The sequence below is a fragment of the Cellulomonas sp. SG140 genome (assembly GCF_025770785.1).
Taxonomy (GTDB): Bacteria; Actinomycetota; Actinomycetes; order Actinomycetales; family Cellulomonadaceae; genus Cellulomonas.
Window position 1 is genome coordinate 494,247 of sequence record NZ_JANZLA010000002.1, and the last position, 16,419, is coordinate 510,665.

15 protein-coding genes are annotated in these 16,419 nt (G+C 72.8%); 5 read left to right on the top strand and 10 right to left on the bottom strand.

What is annotated here, in order from left to right:
* Positions 1-56: 56 nt before the first annotated feature.
* The gene (gene pyk, locus N0B34_RS06085) at positions 57-1,493 is read left to right on the top strand and encodes a pyruvate kinase (RefSeq protein ID WP_263730413.1); all 1,437 of its coding nucleotides are present in this window, start codon (positions 57-59) and stop codon (positions 1,491-1,493) included.
* Positions 1,494-1,579: 86 nt separating this feature from the next.
* Here pyk and N0B34_RS06090 read toward each other — a convergent pair whose 3' ends face one another.
* The gene (locus N0B34_RS06090) at positions 1,580-1,804 is read right to left on the bottom strand and encodes a hypothetical protein (RefSeq protein ID WP_263730414.1); all 225 of its coding nucleotides are present in this window, start codon (positions 1,802-1,804) and stop codon (positions 1,580-1,582) included.
* Positions 1,805-1,933: 129 nt separating this feature from the next.
* On the opposite strand from N0B34_RS06090, the gene N0B34_RS06095 reads away from it, so the two are divergent.
* Positions 1,934-2,263, top strand: a complete 330-nt coding sequence (locus N0B34_RS06095) for a GNAT family N-acetyltransferase (RefSeq protein WP_263730415.1) — start codon at positions 1,934-1,936, stop codon at positions 2,261-2,263.
* A gap of 19 nt (positions 2,264-2,282) precedes the next feature.
* Here the strand turns inward: N0B34_RS06095 and N0B34_RS06100 are convergent, their stop codons facing one another.
* Positions 2,283-4,571 carry a glycoside hydrolase family 3 N-terminal domain-containing protein gene (locus N0B34_RS06100; RefSeq protein ID WP_263730416.1) on the bottom strand — a complete coding sequence of 763 codons (2,289 nt, stop codon included), beginning with the start codon at positions 4,569-4,571 and terminating at the stop codon, positions 2,283-2,285.
* 350 nt (positions 4,572-4,921) lie between these two features.
* Between N0B34_RS06100 and mscL the strand changes: the two genes are divergently transcribed.
* From mscL to N0B34_RS06115, 3 genes are all read left to right on the top strand, one after another.
* Entirely contained in the window at positions 4,922-5,305 is a 384-nt protein-coding gene (gene mscL / locus N0B34_RS06105; RefSeq protein ID WP_263730417.1) for a large conductance mechanosensitive channel protein MscL, read from the top strand.
* Positions 5,306-5,529: 224 nt separating this feature from the next.
* Positions 5,530-6,999 carry an NAD(P)/FAD-dependent oxidoreductase gene (locus N0B34_RS06110; protein WP_263730418.1) on the top strand — a complete coding sequence of 490 codons (1,470 nt, stop codon included), beginning with the start codon at positions 5,530-5,532 and terminating at the stop codon, positions 6,997-6,999.
* A 3-nt stretch (positions 7,000-7,002) separates the two neighbouring features.
* On the top strand, positions 7,003-7,173 hold the full coding sequence (locus tag N0B34_RS06115) for a hypothetical protein (protein WP_263730419.1): 171 nt from the start codon (positions 7,003-7,005) through the stop codon (positions 7,171-7,173).
* Here the strand turns inward: N0B34_RS06115 and cobA are convergent.
* From cobA to N0B34_RS06155, 8 genes are read right to left on the bottom strand one after another with little or no spacing between them, the layout of a single operon-like run.
* Positions 7,142-8,419 (bottom strand): uroporphyrinogen-III C-methyltransferase, encoded by a 1,278-nt coding sequence (gene cobA / locus N0B34_RS06120; protein WP_263730420.1) that lies wholly within the window; start codon positions 8,417-8,419, stop codon positions 7,142-7,144. The two genes, N0B34_RS06115 and cobA, sit on opposite strands and share 32 nt — an antisense overlap.
* On the bottom strand, positions 8,416-9,333 hold the full coding sequence (locus N0B34_RS06125) for an ABC transporter permease (RefSeq protein ID WP_263730421.1): 918 nt from the start codon (positions 9,331-9,333) through the stop codon (positions 8,416-8,418). The genes cobA and N0B34_RS06125 overlap by 4 nt, the downstream gene beginning before the upstream one ends.
* A complete protein-coding gene (locus tag N0B34_RS06130; protein WP_263730422.1) occupies positions 9,323-10,099 on the bottom strand; it encodes an ABC transporter ATP-binding protein in 777 nt (258 codons plus the stop codon). The genes N0B34_RS06125 and N0B34_RS06130 overlap by 11 nt, the downstream gene beginning before the upstream one ends.
* A gap of 3 nt (positions 10,100-10,102) precedes the next feature.
* Positions 10,103-11,230 carry an ABC transporter substrate-binding protein gene (locus tag N0B34_RS06135; protein ID WP_263730423.1) on the bottom strand — a complete coding sequence of 376 codons (1,128 nt, stop codon included), beginning with the start codon at positions 11,228-11,230 and terminating at the stop codon, positions 10,103-10,105.
* A 60-nt stretch (positions 11,231-11,290) separates the two neighbouring features.
* On the bottom strand, positions 11,291-12,598 hold the full coding sequence (locus tag N0B34_RS06140; protein ID WP_263730424.1) for a sulfate adenylyltransferase subunit 1: 1,308 nt from the start codon (positions 12,596-12,598) through the stop codon (positions 11,291-11,293).
* Positions 12,598-13,560, bottom strand: coding sequence for a sulfate adenylyltransferase subunit CysD (gene cysD / locus N0B34_RS06145; RefSeq protein WP_263730425.1), 963 nt, complete (start codon positions 13,558-13,560; stop codon positions 12,598-12,600). Before cysD ends, N0B34_RS06140 begins: the two co-directional genes overlap by 1 nt.
* Entirely contained in the window at positions 13,557-14,270 is a 714-nt protein-coding gene (locus N0B34_RS06150; RefSeq protein ID WP_263730426.1) for a phosphoadenylyl-sulfate reductase, read from the bottom strand. Before N0B34_RS06150 ends, cysD begins: the two co-directional genes overlap by 4 nt.
* Positions 14,267-16,000 carry a nitrite/sulfite reductase gene (locus N0B34_RS06155; protein WP_263730427.1) on the bottom strand — a complete coding sequence of 578 codons (1,734 nt, stop codon included), beginning with the start codon at positions 15,998-16,000 and terminating at the stop codon, positions 14,267-14,269. Before N0B34_RS06155 ends, N0B34_RS06150 begins: the two co-directional genes overlap by 4 nt.
* Between the last annotated feature and the right edge of the window lie 419 nt (positions 16,001-16,419).

Here is a 16,419-nt window from a genome sequence, read left to right on the forward strand (position 1 = left end):
GCGGGGCCAGGACGTTCGGCTGCGGCCCGAAATCCGAGAGGGAATAGGCTCGAACCATGCGTAGAGCGAAGATCGTCTGCACCATCGGCCCCGCGACGGAGTCGCCCGAGCAGATCCAGGCACTGGTCGACGCGGGTATGGACGTGGCGCGACTGAACCGCAGCCACGGTGAGACCGAGGTGCACCAGCGGGTCTACAACAACGTGCGCGCCGCGGCGAAGGCCTCGGGCCGCTCGGTGGCGGTGCTGGTCGACCTCCAGGGGCCGAAGATCCGCCTCGGCCGGTTCGTCGAGGGCAAGCACTTCCTCGAGGTCGGTGACGTGTTCACCATCACCACCGAGGACGTGGAGGGCACCAAGGACCTGGTCTCCACCACGTTCAAGGGCCTGCCCGGGGACGTGAAGCCCGGTGACCCGATCCTCATCGACGACGGCAAGGTGCTGGTCCGCGTCACCGAGGTCGACGGCCCGCGCGTCGTGACCCGTGTCGAGGTCCCCGGCCCCGTGTCGAACAACAAGGGCCTGAACCTCCCCGGCGTGGCGGTCTCCGTCCCGGCGCTGAGCGACAAGGACGAGGAGGACCTGCGCTGGGCGGTTCGCGTCGGTGCCGACCTCATCGCGCTGTCCTTCGTCCGCAACGCCCGCGACTACGACGACGTGCGCCGGATCATGGAGGAGGAGGGCCGGGTCGTCCCGGTCATCGCCAAGATCGAGAAGCCGCAGGCCGTCGAGAACCTCAACGAGATCGTGCAGACGTTCGACGGCATCATGGTCGCCCGCGGCGACCTGGGCGTCGAGCTGCCGCTCGAGCAGGTGCCGCTGGTCCAGAAGCGGGCCGTCGAGCTGGCGCGCCGCAACGCCAAGCCGGTGATCGTCGCGACGCAGGTCCTCGAGTCGATGATCACCAGCCCCCGGCCGACGCGCGCCGAGGCCTCCGACTGCGCCAACGCGGTGCTCGACGGTGCTGACGCGGTGATGCTGTCCGGCGAGACGAGCGTCGGTGAGTACCCGATCGAGGCGGTCCGCACGATGGCTCGCATCATCGAGGTCACCGAGGAGCTGGGCCGCGAGCGCATCGCACCGCTCGGCTCGACGCCCCAGACTCGCGGCGGCGCCATCACCCGGGCCGCCGCTGAGGTCGGCGACGCGCTCGGCGTCAAGTACCTGGTGACCTTCACGCAGTCCGGTGACTCCGCCCGGCGGATGTCGCGCCTGCGGTCGGCGATCCCGCTGCTCGCCTTCACCCCGCTGGAGGCCGTCCGGAACGTGCTGTCCCTGAGCTGGGGCGTGCAGACGTACCTCGTGCCCAAGGTGGAGAGCACGGACGTGATGGTCTACCAGGTGGACCAGACGCTGCGGGCCCAGGGTCTCGCCGAGATCGGCGACGTGGTCGTGGTCGTGGCGGGTACGCCGGTCGGCGTGACCGGGTCCACCAACTCCGTGGTGGTGCACCGCATCGGCGGCGAGGAGCCGGAGCGCCTGCGCGTCCTGTGACGTCGGCGTCCTCCGACGCACCCACAGCAACGAGAAGAGCTCGCCGCACGGCCCCGGACGGGGCGCGTGCGGCGAGCTCTTCTGGTTCAGCGTCCGCTGAGAGCGACCGGGCGGTGGGCGTCGATCGACACGCAGTACTCGCACCGCGGGCGTTCGTCCGTGCCCAGCTGCTTGTTCCACCAGGGGATCTCGCGGCCCGCAGGGCACTCGTCGTCGTCGTGGAAGACCTGGGGGTCGGACGGGTGTGCCGAGTGGTACGCCTTGACCTTCATCGCGCCGGCCTCCTTGCCGTCGAGACGTCTGACCTGCACGGCCAGTGGATGGGACGACGTTAGGGCCCTCTGTGGAGCCGGGCTGAGACTTAGGGCCCTGGTCCGGTGGACGGCCCGCGCGGGGGAGGTCGGGTCGCCGCACGGCGGGCATGCCGAGAGGATCTCGGCATGGGTGGCGATGGTGGGACGGGGGCGCGGGTGAACGACATCGACGTGCGAGACGCGGCGACGGAGCAGCGCTACGAGGCGCGGCAGGGTGCGACGGTGGTCGGGGTGCTCCTCTACGAGCTGGACGGTGACGTGGTCACGTTCACCCACACCGAGGTGGACCCGCAGGCCGAGGGGATGGGCGTGGGTTCCGCTCTGGCACGCCGGGCACTGGACGACGCGCGGGCCTCGGGGCGGCGGGTGGTCCCGGCGTGCCCCTTCGTCAAGGCGTGGATCGGCCGTCATCGCGAGTACGCGGACCTGGTCGAGTCCCCGGGCCCGCAGCGCTGACCGACGGGGGCCCGGTCCGTCAGGCCCGGACGGTGAACGTGGCGCGCAGCAGGTCGCGGTCCCGTGAGGACGGGCCGACGAGCAGCTCGAACTCGCCGGGCTCGACGACCCGCGTCGCCTCCGCGTCGACCAGCGTGCAGTCGCGTACGGGCAGCTCGAGCTCGACGACCCGTCGCTCACCGGGTGCCAGCGCCACCTGGCGGTAGGCCTTGAGCTCCTGCTGCGCCCAGGTCACCGACGTGACGACGTCGTGCAGGTAGACCTGGACGGTCTCGAGGACGGGCCGGGCACCGGTGTTCGTCACGGACACCTGGGCGCGCACGACGTCGTCCGGGCCCACCACGGGCGCGGAGACCACGAGGTCGTCGTACGCCACGCTCGTGTAGCTGAGGCCCTCGCCGAATGCGAACGCGGGGTCCTGGGTCAGGTCGGCGTACCGGGTGCCGTGCTGGCCGGGCAGCTGGTTGTAGTAGGTGGGCTGCTGGCCGACGTGCCGGGCGAACGAGATCGGCAGCCGGCCGCTCGGCTCGACCAGACCGAGCAGCAGCTCGGCGATCGCCTGTCCGCCGCGCATGCCGGGGTTCGCCGCCCACACGAGCGCGGCGGCCTCCAGGGCGGAGGGCGGCAGGACGAGCGGCTTCGAGGCGACGAGGACGACGACCATCGGTGTCCCCGTCGCCGCGAGCGCGTCGAGCAGGGCGATCTGGCCGCCGACCAGCTCGAGGGTGGCCGTGGAGCGACCCTCGCCGACCAGCTCGATCCGGTCGCCGACCACGGCGACGACCACGTCGGCGTCACGGGCCGCCTGGACCGCCTCGGCGATCAGCGCCTCGTCGGGCGGGCAGGGCACCGCGACCGCCGGACGCGGCTGACCATCCGGGAAGAACGCCCCCTCCGGGTCCGGGCCGACGGTGACGACGTCGGCACCGCGGGCGTGCGTGACGGTCCACCCGGCCGGCACGTGCGCGCGCAGACCGTCGAGCACCGTCGCGGTCAGGTGCCGTGGGTGGCCGTCGGGCAGCCAGTCCGCCTGTCCGGAGGCCCCGGCCCAGTCACCGAGCTGTGCGTGCTGGTCGTCGGCGTTGGGGCCCACGACCGCGACGCGGTACGGGTGGTCGCTAGGGTCCACCGCGCGTCCGGTCGCGTCAGCGGTGAACCCACCGGCGAGCGGCAGCGTGCCGTCGTTGCGCAGCAGCACCAGCGACCGGCGGGCCGTCTCGAGGTTGACGGCGGTGTGCTCGGATTCCCCCACGACGGCACGCTGCCGTGCGGGCTCGGGGCGGCGCGGGTCCTCGAAGAGGCCGAGCTCGAACTTCAGCGTGAGGATGCGCGCGACCGCGGCATCGATGTCGCGCTCGGCGAGCAGGCCCTGCGCCACCGCGTCCTGGGCGCCGGCGAAGAACTGCGGGGTCGTCATCACCATGTCGTTGCCCGCCCGGACCGCGCGGGCCGCGGCGTGGGTGTGGTCCGGCTCGATCCGCTGCTCCCAGACCATGCGGCCGACGTTGTCCCAGTCGGTGACCAGGGTGCCGGTGTACCCCCACTCGCCGCGGAGGACCTCGTTCAGCAGCCAGTGGTTGACGGTGATCGGCACGCCGTCGGTGGACTGGTAGCCGAGCATGAACGTGCGACAGCCCTCACGTGCCACCCGCTCGAACGGCGGGAGGAACCAGGACCGCAGCTTGCGGCGGGAGATGTCCGCCTCGCTCGCGTCCCGACCGCCCTGCGTCTCGGAGTAGCCGGCGAAGTGCTTGGCGGTGGCCAGGATCGCGGTCGGGTCCGTCAGGCCGTCGCCCTGGTAGCCGCGGACCATCGCCGACGCGAGCTCTCCGATGAGGAAGGGGTCCTCGCCGAACGTCTCGTCCACGCGGCCCCAGCGCAGGTCGCGCGCGATGCAGAGCACGGGGGAGAACGTCCAGTGGATGCCGGTCGCGGCCACCTCGACCGCCGTCACCCGTGCGGCGCGCTCGAGCAGCTCGGGGTCCCAGGTGGCTGCCATGCCCAGCTGGGTGGGGAAGATCGTCGCGCCCTCGAAGAACGAGTGGCCGTGGATGCAGTCCTCGGCCACCAGGAGGGGGATGCGCAGCCGGGTGCGTTCCGTGAGGTCGTGCGCCTGCAGGACGTTGGCCGGGGAGGCGTGCAGGATCGAGCCGACGTGGAAGTCCCTGACGAGCGGTTCGACGCCGTCCTTGGCGTTGAGCTGCAGCATCTGCCCGACCTTCTCGGGCAGCGTCATACGGGCGAGCAGATCGGCGACCCGGGCGGGAACCGCGAGGGTGGGGTCCTGGTACGGCAGGGGCTCGGTCACGACGACGGGTCCTCTCTCTGCTGCGCGACGCGATCTCGAATCGATTCGAGGTTGGTCGGCGGCCACTGTAGCGGTTTCGCGGCACGGTGTGGAAGCGCTCCCGCGCGCTGGGTCGCGGCGAGCAGGAGCCGTGGAGAGGAGGGGACCCGTCGGGTGCGCGGCGCCGCCGTCGCTGGACGGCTGCGGGGCCACCGGCCCGGGTGCTCGGGCGCCGAGCGGACGATTCCGGGGCGGCTCGATGCGACCGCAACGGTGGCGGGACCTGCGGGAACGGGTGGAGCATCGCCCCGAGGCTGACCGGCAGAGGCGGCCCGGGGGACAACGCCACACCAGACAGAGGAGCAGCAGCCATGAAGGGCTTCAAGGACTTCATCATGAGGGGCAACCTCGTCGAGCTCGCCGTCGCCTTCATCATGGGCGCCGCCTTCGGGGCGGTGGTCACCGCGTTCACCAAGGTGATCATCGAGCTGCTGGCGAAGGCCGGCGGTGCCCCGAACTTCGACCAGTGGAAGCCGGGCGGGCTGGTGTCCGTCGGGCCGTTCCTCACCGCGCTGGTCGCGTTCCTGATCCTGGCGTTCGTCGTCTACTTCTTCATCGTGAAGCCGTACGAGGCGGCCAAGCGGCGGTTCGTCCGCAAGGAGGAGGTGGATGCGACGCCGGACGAGGACACGCTCCTGCTGCGCGAGATCCGCGACGCGCTCGTGCGCGGAGGCGAGGGTCCGGCGCGCGTGTAGCGCGTCGGTGAGCGGGTCGGCAGCCGACCGGGATGCGCCCGCCGAACCGCGTCCCAGTCGGCTGCCGAGCCGGACCCGCGGGGCATCGGCCGGCTCGGCAGCGTCCCGTCGGACGCCAGCGGGACTAGGTTCGAGGTGTGGCCCGCGCAGCGGCGGGACCGTCTTGGCGGACCGACGCTCGCACGGGAGTTCGTGAGCCTCAGTCCCGCCTCGAAAGGGTCGTCATGGCCGACATCGTCGTACTCGGCGCCGGGGTCTCCGGGCACACCGCCGCGCTCCACCTCGCCCGGCAGCTGGGGCGGACCGGCCCGGGCAGCGCCCACACCATCACCGTCGTCTCCCCGAACTCCCGCTGGAACTGGATCCCGTCCAACATCTGGGTCGGGGTGGGGAAGATGCGCAAGGAGCAGGTGGTGTTCCCGCTCGAACCCGTCTACCGCCGGAAGGGGATCGAGTTCCGGCAGGCGCGCGCGGTGGCGATCCGGCCGCTGGGCGACGACGACGACCCGCGCGGCGCGGTCGACGTCGTCTACACGGGCCAGGGCCGAGCGGGCGAGGAGGAGCGGCTGCGGTACGACTACCTGATCAATGCGACCGGGCCCCGGCTGAGGTTCGAGGCGACCGAGGGTCTGGGACCGGAAGGTCACAGCGTGTCGGTGTGCACCGCGGACCACGCCGCCGGGGCTGCGCGGGCCCTCGACGCCGTGGTGCAGCGCCTGCGAGCCGGGGAGCGCCAGACGCTGGTCGTCGGGATGGGGCACGGCACGTGCACCTGCGAGGGCGCCGCCTTCGAGTACGTGTTCAACGTGGACCACGTGCTCCGGGACGCCGGTGTCCGGGACCGCGCGACGCTGTACTACCTGACCAACGAGGCGCACCTCGGCGACTTCGGCGTCGACGGGATGACGTTCGAGGACAAGGGCTTCCAGACGTCGAGCGAGCTGTGGACGTCGTCGCTGTTCCGGGAGCGTGACGTCAGGCCGATCCTGGGGGCCCACGTGGAGCGGGTGGACGAGGGTCTGGTGAGCTACGAGACCCTCGACGGGAACCGCCACACGCTGCGCTTCGACTTCGCGATGCTGCTGCCGCCGTTCGGCGGGGTGGGCCTGACGGCCTACGACCGGGAGGGGCAGGACATCACGGCGGAGCTGTTCGCGCCGAGCGGTTTCATGAAGGTCGACGCGGACTACACCGCCCGGCCCTACGAGGAATGGCGTGCGGCCGACTGGCCGTCGACCTACGAGGTGCCCGGGTACCGGAACGTCTTCGCCGTGGGTATCGCGTTCGCGCCGCCGCATCCGATCTCACGCCCCCGGAAGAGCGTGAACGGAACCGCGATCGCACCGTCGCCCCCGCGGACCGGCATGCCCTCGGGCGTGATGGGACGCAACGTCGCGATGACGATCGTCGACCGCATCCACAAGGGTCCGTCCGCCCTGCCGCACCGGGCGTCGATGGCGAACATGGGCGCAGCCTGCGTGGCGTCCGCAGGGTCGGACCTGCGCACCGGTTCCGCTGCGGCGATGACGATGATGCCGATCGTGCCCGACTACGACCGTTACCCGACGGGTCGGGTGCTCACCGACACCCGCGGCGAGATCGGGCTCAGCGGGCACTGGGTGAAGCTGATGCTGCACTTCCTGTTCATCTACAAGGCCAAGGGTCGTCCTGGCTGGTTCCTGATCCCGGAGTGAGAGATGACGAGCCTGAACGCACTGCCCGGCGACCAGCCGGTCGTGGACCTGACGACAGCACCGTTGCCGACCGCGGGCACGCTCCGGCGTCGACGCAACGTGCCTTATCAGCTCACGCGCTTCGTGGTGTTCAACGCGCGCATCATGCGGATGGTGCTGCGGGGGAGCCACTGACGTCACGGCGACCGGCGTGCGCGTCCCTCCAGGCAGGGGAGAGGCGGACGACGTCGCCGACGACGGTGACGGCGGGCGATCGCACGCCGACCCGTTCGGCCAGGTCGGCGATCGTCCCGAGGGTCCCGACCGTCGCGCGTTCGCCCGGCCCGAAAGCGTCCTCGACGATCCCGACGGGCGTGTCGTCGGGGCGGCCTGCGGCCCGCATCGCCCGGCAGGCCCCGGCCAGGCCGGCCACCCCCATGAGGAGCACGACCGTGTGGTCGCGAACCGCGGGGACGGCGCCGATGTCGTCGTGCGCCGTCACCACCGTGAAGCCGCTCGCCACACCGCGGTGGGTGACCGGGATGCCGGCCACCGCGGGAACGGCCACGGCGCTGGTCACCCCCGGCACGACCTCGACCGGCACGCCGGCGCGGCGGCAGACCTCGGCCTCCTCGGAGCCACGGCCGAAGACGTACGGGTCGCCGCCCTTGAGGCGGACGACCCGCCGGCCGGCGAGGGCGTGCTGGACGAGAAGGGCGTTGATCTCGTCCTGCGGCACGGCGTGATGACCGGGGGTCTTGCCGACGTCGACCACCAGCACGTCCGGGTCGAGCTCGGCGAGCACGGCGTGCGGGGCGAGCCGGTCGACGACGACCACGTCGGCCTCGGCGAGCAGGCGTCGGCCGCGGAGAGTCAGAAGGCCGGGGTCACCGGGGCCGCCGCCGACGAGGGCGACCGAGCCGACGGCGCGTGCGGCCGTGCTCGTGCCCGCAGCAGGGCGGCGTCGCCGGCGCAGCGGCAGGGAGCCCGACTTCAGGAGCGCGCCGATGGCGTCCCGCAGCCCGCTCGCGCGCCGAGGGTCGCCGCCGGCGTTCACCGCGACCACGACGTCGTCCACCGTGGCGACCGCCGGCACCCAGGCCGTCGCCTGCGCCGCATCGCCGGCGTGCACGCACCAGACCCGGGCGGCGTCCGCATCGGCGAGCACCTGTCCGTCGACGTCCGGATCCCCCGTCGCGGTGTGCACCAGCCACGCCCCGTCCAGGTCACCGCTCCGGTAGCGGCGGCCCGACCAGGTGATGGTGCCCTCGGCGGCGAGGTCCGCCAACGAGGGGTCAGCCTGGGGCGCGACCACGTGGACGGCGGCACCGGCGTCGACCAGGGTGCGTGCGCGCCGCGCGGCGACCGGTCCACCGCCCACCACGAGGACCCGGCGTCCCGCGACGGAGAGGGTGAGCGGGTACTGCGGAAGGTCCGTCATCGTGCGGTCTCCGCCGACAGCCCGCGCCGGCGCAGCAGGCCGCGCTCGACCGGGGCGAAGAACGCGAGCTCCACGGTGACGCCCACCACGAGGATCAGCACGATCGCCGCGATCACGGTCGTCATGTCGCTCAGCTCGCGGCCCTGCTCCAGGAGCGAGCCGAGCCCGAAGCCGATCCTGCCGCCGACCGCGATGATCTCGGCCGCCATGAGGGAGCGCCACGAGAACGCCCATCCCTGCCGCAGGCCGGCGACGTACCCCGGCAGCGCCGCCGGCAGCAGGACGTAGCGGACCTGCTGCCATGGGCCGGCACCGAGCACGCGGCCCACCCGTCGGAAGAGCGGCGGGACCTGGTCGACCCCCGACACGAGGCCGTTGACGATCGACGGCACGGCGCCCATCAGCACGACGAAGTACACCGTGGCGTCGGACAGCCCGAACCAGATGATCGCGGCGGGTACCCAGGCGACGGACGGCAGCACCTGCAGCCCGGAGATCAGGGGCCCGACGGACACCCGCAGCCAGCGCACCCGCGCGACCAGCAGCCCGGCAGGGGTGGCGATCGCCACCGCGACGACGAACCCGGCGAGGCCCCGTCCCAGGCTGGTCAGCAGGGCGGTCTGGGCGTCGCCCGCGCGCCACAGCCCCAGGAGCGTGCCGGCGACGTCGGCGGGCCCCGGCAGCACGTACCGAGGCTTGACGCCGAGAGCCACGAAGGCCTGCCAGCCGGCGAGCAGCAGCACCAGTGCCAGGGCCGGGGGCCACGCACCGGTCAGCCGGCGGCGGACGCGGCCCGCACGGTCCTGGTCGACCGTCTGCAGCGCGTCGAGCCCGGCCTCGAGCCGGCGGTCCACGTCGGAGGGATCGGTAGCCGGTGCGGGCGGCACCGTCCGGACGGTGCTGTCAGACGGCATGGCGGCGGATCTCCTTGCGCAGGTGGTCGGTGATCTCGACCGCGAGGGCGGCGACCTGGGGCGCCTCGATGCGCCGATGACCCTCGATGTCGACGGTCCACTCCCGCACGATGCGCCCGGGACGGCTCGACATCAGCAGCACCCGCTGCCCGAGACGGACGGCCTCGCGGACGTTGTGGGTGACGAAGACGACCGTCCGGCCCGTCCGCAGCCAGATGCGCTCGAGCTCGTCGTGCAGCAGGTCGCGGGTGATCGCGTCGAGCGCGGCGAACGGCTCGTCCATCAGCAGCACCGGGCGGTCCTGGGCCAGCGCCCGGGCCAGTGCGACCCGCTGGCGCATGCCGCCCGACAGCTCGTGCACCCGCTTGGCGCCCGCGCCGGCGAGGTGCACGAGGTCGAGCAGCTCTGCCGCACGGACTGCCAGCTGGGCGGCGGGCACGCCGTTCAGCCGCAGGGCGAGCTCGATGTTGCGGGCGGCGGTGAGCCACGGGAGCAGCGCCGGTTCCTGGAACATCAGGGCTGCGCTGCCACCGGGCACGTGCACGGTGCCGGCCGTCGGCCGCTCCAGGCCGGCGAGGATCGACAGCAGCGTCGACTTGCCGCAGCCCGAGGCCCCGAGCAGGCAGACGAACTCGCCCGGGCGCAGGGTGAGGTCGATGCCGTCCAGCACGGGTGCGCCGGTCCCGGCGTACTGCTTGCTGACGCCCTCGACCCGGAGGGCGTCAGCGACGGGACCCGCGTCCTGGGAGATGGCGGTGGAGGTCATGGGTCATTCCTTCCCGAGGCCTGCGGCCGACGCCGGTGCCGCGCCGGACTGCCTGCGCAGCTCGTTGAGCAGGCGCAGGTCGTAGATGCCGTCGATCGAGGCCTGGTGCGCGGTGCCTGCGGCGACGGCGTGCGCCAGGGACGTCTTGAGCGTCGCGGCGAGCGGATCGGTGGAGAAGGCGGTCTCGGCGAACGCGCGTGCCAGCACCTGGTCGGACAGGGGTTTGCCGCCGGTGGCGACGAGCTGGGCGTTGACGGCGCTCGCTGCTGAGCCCGGGTTGGCGTGCAACCAGTCGACCGAGTCCTGCAGGCCCTGCAGCAGGGCGCGGACCGTGTCCGGGTGGGCGGCCAGGTAGCGGCGCGACACGATCAGGTGCGTGGTGACGAAGCTGCCGCCCGGCCACAGGTCCTTCTCGTCGACGAGCACGTGGGCGCCGCCCTCGAGCACCAGCCGGGACGCCCACGGCTCGGGCAGCCACGCCCCGTCGATCCGGTGGTCGGTGAACAGCTGGAACGTCTGCGCGTCGTCCGTCGGTGTGATCGTCACGTCTCCGCTGCCGCTGAGGGGGCTGCGGAGCCCCTGGTCGTGCAGCCAGGACCGCAGCGCGACGTCCTGCGTGCCGCCCAGCTGCGGCGTCGCGAGGTCGGTGCCCACCAGGTCGTGCACCGAGGTGATCCCGGTGCGGACGACCAGCTCGGCGCCTCCCGACGTGCTGCCGGCGACGATCCGCAGCGCGTCGCCGCCGGACCGGATGAAGCCGTTGATCGCCGGGTTCGGCCCGACGAAGGCGGCGTCGACCGCACCGGCGTTCAGCGCCTCGATCGCGGCGGGACCGGCGTTGAACACCTGGGTGGTCAGGGTCGGGGTGCCGGCCGCCTTCAGCCGGGCGGCGAACAGGCCGCGGCCGACGCCGACGAGCGCGGGGGCGTGGGTGACGTTGGCGAAGTAGCCGAGGCGCAGCTCACCGGCCGGGCCGGTCTGCACCGGCGCCGCGGCACCCGCGGCGGGGCTGCAGGCGGCGAGCGTCGCGGCCACGACGGTGACGGCGGCACCGCTCAGCAGGCGGCGCAGCCGACGCCGTGACGATGCGGGCTGGATAGCCCGCCCGCTGGGGACGGTGGTGCGGGACATGCAGGTGCCTCTCGGTGGGTGTGCTCGGGCAGCAGGGACCCGCCTCAGATCGCGTCCGGATCAGATCGCGTACTGGACGGGCCGTGCGCCCGGACACCGCGCCGCGCTCAGCGGGTCACCGACCATCCCGGCGGCGAGCGTCATGCCGTCGTGCGCGTCGACCAGCAGGAACGCCCCCGTCCGCCGCGCCACGACGTACTCCTCGGCGGCGACCGGCGAGGCCAGGCGCAGCCGCACCTGCCCGATGTCGTTCAGCTCCAGCGCGTCGGCCGGCTCGAGCTGCGCGGTGTCGAGGTCGAGACGTCCGTCGACCTCGCGCACCACGGCCTGCACGGTCCTGGTGGTGTGCTTCACCAGCACGCGTGCGCCCGGCCGGAGCGGCCGGTCCGACAGCCAGCAGACGGTCGCCTGCAGGTCCTGCGTCGTGGTCGGTGCGTCGACCGCGGCGGCGAGCAGGTCACCGCGGGCGATGTCGAGGTCGTCCGCCAGGCGCAGCGTCACCGACTGGGGCGCGAACGCGACCTCGAGGGGACCGTCCGCGGTGTCGATCGCCTGCACGGTGCTGGTGCGACCGGACGGCAGCGCGACGACGGGGTCGCCGACCGACACCACGCCGGCGGCGATCTGACCGGCGTAACCGCGGTAGTCCCGCAGCAGGGGGTCGCGCGCCGCGTCCTGCGGGCGCAGCACCACCTGGACGGGGAAGCGGAAGGCCTCCGTCGCCGGATCGACGCCGGCAGGCAGCTCCTCGAGGAGCTCGAGCAGGCTCGGTCCGGTGTACCAGGCGGTGCGCGCCGAACGGTCGACGACGTTGTCGCCGTCCAGGGCGGACACGGGCAGGGTGCGGACGTCGTCGAGGCCGAGATCGGCGGCAGCGGCCTGCACCTGCGCCGAGACGTCGGCGAACACCGCCTCGTCGAAGCCGACCAGGTCGATCTTGTTCACCGCGACGACGACGTGCGGCACCCGCAGCAGGGACGCGACGGCGAGGTGGCGGCGGGTCTGCTCGAGCAGGCCCTTGCGGGCGTCGACGAGCAGGACGACGACGTCGGCCGTGCTCGCACCCGTGACCGTGTTGCGGGTGTACTGCACGTGACCCGGGCAGTCGGCCAGGATGAACGACCGGCGCGGGGTGGCGAAGTAGCGGTACGCGACGTCGATGGTGATGCCCTGCTCGCGCTCGGCACGCAGGCCGTCGGTCAGCAGCGCGAGGTCGGTCGCCTCGAGCCCGCGGTCGCGGCTGACGCGTGCGACGGCGTCGAGCTGATCGGTCAGCACGGACTTGGAGTCGTAGAGCAGACGGCCCACCAGGGTCGACTTGCCGTCGTCCACGGATCCGGCGGTGGCCAGGCGCAGCAGCGTCGCCATCAGAAGTACCCCTCCTTCTTGCGGTCCTCCATGGCGGCCTCCGACAGGCGGTCGTCGGCACGGGTCGCGCCTCGTTCGGTCAGCCGCGTGGCGGCGACCTCATTGACCACGTCCTGCACGTCGGCCGCGTCGCTCTCGACCGCGCCGGTGCAGGACATGTCGCCGACGGTCCGGTAGCGGACCCTCCGGACCGTGACGGGCTCGTCCTCCCGCGGCTCGGTGTACGGACCGACGGCGATCCACATGCCGTCGCGCCGGAACACCTCACGGTCGTGCGCGTAGTACAGGGACGGCAGCGCGATGCGCTCGGCCGCGATGTAGCGCCAGATGTCCAGCTCGGTCCAGTTGCTCAGCGGGAAGACGCGGACGTGCTCGCCGGGTGCGTGGCGGCCGTTGTAGAGGTTCCACAGCTCGGGGCGCTGGTTGCGGGGGTCCCACTGGCCGAACTCGTCGCGCAGGCTGTAGATCCGCTCCTTGGCCCGCGCCTTCTCCTCGTCCCGGCGGCCGCCGCCGAACACGGCGTCGAAACGGTGGTCACGGATCGCGTCGAGCAGGGGGAGCGTCTGCAGCGGGTTTCGAGTGCCGTCGGTGCGCTCCCGCAGCCGGCCGTCGTCCAGGTAGTCCTGGACCCGCGCCACCTCCAGCCGCAGGCCCAGGCGGTCGACCGTCGCATCCCGGTACGCCAGCACCTCGGGGAAGTTGTGCCCGGTGTCCACGTGCAGCACGGGGAACGGTACGGGTGCCGGCCAGAACGCCTTCAGCGCCAGGTGCAGCATCACCACGGAGTCCTTGCCACCGCTGAACAGCAGGACGGGGCGCTCGAACTCGGCGGCGACCTCGCGGAAGACGTGGACCGACTCGCTCTCGAGGGTCTGCAGCTGGGTCAGCCGGCGCGGCGGCAGCGCCTGGTCGACGGTCCGGCCGGCGGCCGGTGCGGCCGTGGCTGTGGTCGTGGTGCTCATCGGTGGATCCCGCATTCGGTCTTGGCGAGGCCGGCCCAGCGGCCGGATCGGGGGTCGTCGCCCGGGGCGACCCGGGCGGTGCACGGCTGGCAGCCGATCGACGGGTAGCCGTCGCTCAGCAGGGGGTTGAGGGGCACCTCGTTGGCCCACGCATAGGTCAGCAGCTCGTCGAACGTCCATGCCGCCAGCGGGTTGATCTTCACCAGCCCGTGCGCGGCGTCCCAGGTGACGATCGGCGTGCTCGTCCTGGTCGGCGCCTCCTCGCGACGCACGCCGGTCACCCAGGCCTCGTAGCCGGCGAGCTGCTCGGCGAGGGGTTCCATCTTGCGCAGCCGGCAGCAGGCCGCCGGGTCCCGCGCGAAGAGGTCCTTGCCGTGCGTGGCGTCCTGCTCGGCGACCGTCTGCCGCGGCAGGACGTCGACGACGCGCACCGGCAGCTTCTCGGCGACGACGCGGCGGGTCTCGATCGTCTCGGGGAAGTGGTAGCCGGTCTCGAGGAACAGCACGTCCACCCCCGGAGCGGCCTGCGCGACCAGGTGGGGCAGCACGGCGTCGGCCATCGAGCACGCCACCGCGAGCAGCGGGCCGAACTCCTGCGCGGCCCAGGCGGCGACCTCCGTGGCGGGCGCTTCGGCCAGCCGGGGGGCGGCCTCCTCGACCACCGCGCGGAGCTCGTCGTCGGTGCGGCGGGTGCGGGTCGGTGCGGTCACTGCAGTGCCTCCTCGTCGGCGCGGTGGGCCCACTCCGCGAAGGTCTCGGGCCGGTCGGGACCCTCGGCGCGGTCGGCGACGTACCGCCGCACCACGCGCTCGACGTAGTCGGCGACGCCGTCGACGGTCACCTTGAGACCGCGCACGGTGCGGCCGAGCCCCGGCTCCTCGCGGTCCGCCGACGCGAGGCCGCCCCCGAGGTGCACCTGGTAGCCGGGCACCTGCTCACCGTTCTCGCCCTGGACCAGCTGACCCTTCAGGCCGATGTCGGCGGTCTGGATCCGGGCGCAGGAGTTGGGGCAGCCGTTGATGTGCAGGGCGATCGGGGTCAGGGCGTCGAGGTCTCCGAGCCGTTCCTCGAGCGAGTCCACGACGCGCACGGCCGCCGCCTTCGTCTCGACGATGGCGAGCTTGCAGAACTCGATGCCCGTGCACGCGATCGTCGACCGGCGGAACGGACTCGGCTCCGCCTCGAGGCCGTTGGCGCGCAGCCCGTCGACCACGGTGCCGACGTGCTCGGCCGGCACGTCCAGCACCAGGAGCTTCTGGTACGGCGTCAGGCGCAGTCGGGTCGAGCCGACGCTCTCCGCGAGGTCGGCGATCGCCACCAGGGACGGCCCGGAGACCCGCCCGACGTAGGGCGCGGCGCCGACGTAGAACCGCCCGTCCTTCTGCTCGTGGACGCCCACGTGGTCCCCGGACCGGGTCGGTGGCGGAGCCGGTGGACCGTCGGGCAGGGCATAGCCGAGGAACTCGTCCTGCAGCACCTGACGGAACCGCTCGGCTCCCCAGTCCGCGAGCAGGAACTTCAGCCGCGCCCGGTTGCGCAGCCGCCGGTAGCCGTAGTCGCGGAACAGGCGCGTCACCGCGAGCCACACCTCGGGCACGCGCTCCTCGCTGACGAACGCCCCGAGCCGCTCACCGAGCCGCGGCGCCACGCTCAGGCCGCCGCCGACCCACAGGTCGAAGCCGGGGCCCAGCTCGGGGTGCACCACGCCGACGAACGCGACGTCGTTGATCTCGTGCACGACGTCCTGGCTCGGGTGGCCGGTGAGCGCCGTCTTGTACTTGCGCGGCAGGTTCGACAGCTCCGGGTCGCCGATGTAGCGCCGGGCGATCTCGTTGATCGCCCACGTCGGGTCGATGATCTCGTCGGCCGCGATGCCGGCGACGGGGCTGCCGAGGATCACGCGTGGGACGTCACCGCACGCCTCGGTGGTGCTGAGCCCGACCGCCTCGAGGCGACGCCAGATCTCGGGCACGTCCTCGATCTGCACCCAGTGCAGCTGGATGTTGTGCCGGTCCGTGATGTCCGCCGTGCCCCGCGCGAACTCGGTGGAGATGCCGCCGACCGTCCGCAGCTGCTCCGTGGTGAGCGCCCCGCCGTCGACACGCACCCGCAGCATGAAGTAGCGGTCCTCGAGCTCCTGCGGCTCCAGCGTGGCGGTGCGTCCGCCGTCGATCCCCGGCTTTCGCTGCGTGTACAGGCCCCACCACCGGAACCGCCCGTGCAGGTCGTCGTCGGCGATCGAGTCGAAGCCCTGCTGCGCGTAGACCTGCTCGATCCGCTCCCGGACGTTGAGGCCGTTGTCCTGCGCCTTCATCGCCTCGTTGCCGTTGAGCGGCTCCCGGCCGTCGACCGCCCACTGCCCGTTGGGCTTGGACGACTGGTGGGCCGGACGAGCGGTGCGAGGTGCTCGGACGGTGCTGGTGGGGGACGAGGTGGACATGGTTCTCCTCGGGTGACGAGCGGTTCAGCGCGCACGTGACCCGCCCACCGGATCGGGGGCGGGGCGTGCGGGTGCAGCCGGCGAGGGCTGGCGTGGCGCAGCGACAGACGCTCGACGGCGCTGCGGTCCTGGCCAAGGACGCGGACGAGGGCCGCGTCAGGGGGTGGTCAGCGACAGAGCTGACACGAGCGCCGAGGCGCGCAGACGGCGCGGCCCGGAGCCGGTCGACAGCTCGCCGTGGGCACGAAGGTGCTCACGGCGGCGGCGCGGGACGCGCTGGGTCGACCGGTCATGCGTCGAGGCTAGGAGCGGTGTCCACGATGTGTCCACGAGTGCCCACGGAGTGGGACGTTCGGCTCTTGCGACCGACCTTCGCCGCGGGCCGGCGCGGCCCCCGGGACACAGGCAGGGGACCGGCT

Coding starts and splice junctions, on each gene's coding strand:
- cysD (WP_263730425.1), bottom strand. CDS start 13,560: ATGAGCACCACGACCACAGCCACGGCCGCACCGGCCGCCGGCCGGACC.
- N0B34_RS06135 (WP_263730423.1), bottom strand. CDS start 11,230: ATGTCCCGCACCACCGTCCCCAGCGGGCGGGCTATCCAGCCCGCATCG.
- N0B34_RS06155 (WP_263730427.1), bottom strand. CDS start 16,000: ATGTCCACCTCGTCCCCCACCAGCACCGTCCGAGCACCTCGCACCGCT.
- mscL (WP_263730417.1), top strand. CDS start 4,922: ATGAAGGGCTTCAAGGACTTCATCATGAGGGGCAACCTCGTCGAGCTC.
- N0B34_RS06110 (WP_263730418.1), top strand. CDS start 5,530: ATGGCCGACATCGTCGTACTCGGCGCCGGGGTCTCCGGGCACACCGCC.
- N0B34_RS06125 (WP_263730421.1), bottom strand. CDS start 9,333: ATGCCGTCTGACAGCACCGTCCGGACGGTGCCGCCCGCACCGGCTACC.
- N0B34_RS06095 (WP_263730415.1), top strand. CDS start 1,934: ATGGGTGGCGATGGTGGGACGGGGGCGCGGGTGAACGACATCGACGTG.
- N0B34_RS06115 (WP_263730419.1), top strand. CDS start 7,003: ATGACGAGCCTGAACGCACTGCCCGGCGACCAGCCGGTCGTGGACCTG.
- N0B34_RS06140 (WP_263730424.1), bottom strand. CDS start 12,598: ATGGCGACGCTGCTGCGCCTGGCCACCGCCGGATCCGTGGACGACGGC.
- pyk (WP_263730413.1), top strand. CDS start 57: ATGCGTAGAGCGAAGATCGTCTGCACCATCGGCCCCGCGACGGAGTCG.
- N0B34_RS06130 (WP_263730422.1), bottom strand. CDS start 10,099: ATGACCTCCACCGCCATCTCCCAGGACGCGGGTCCCGTCGCTGACGCC.
- cobA (WP_263730420.1), bottom strand. CDS start 8,419: ATGACGGACCTTCCGCAGTACCCGCTCACCCTCTCCGTCGCGGGACGC.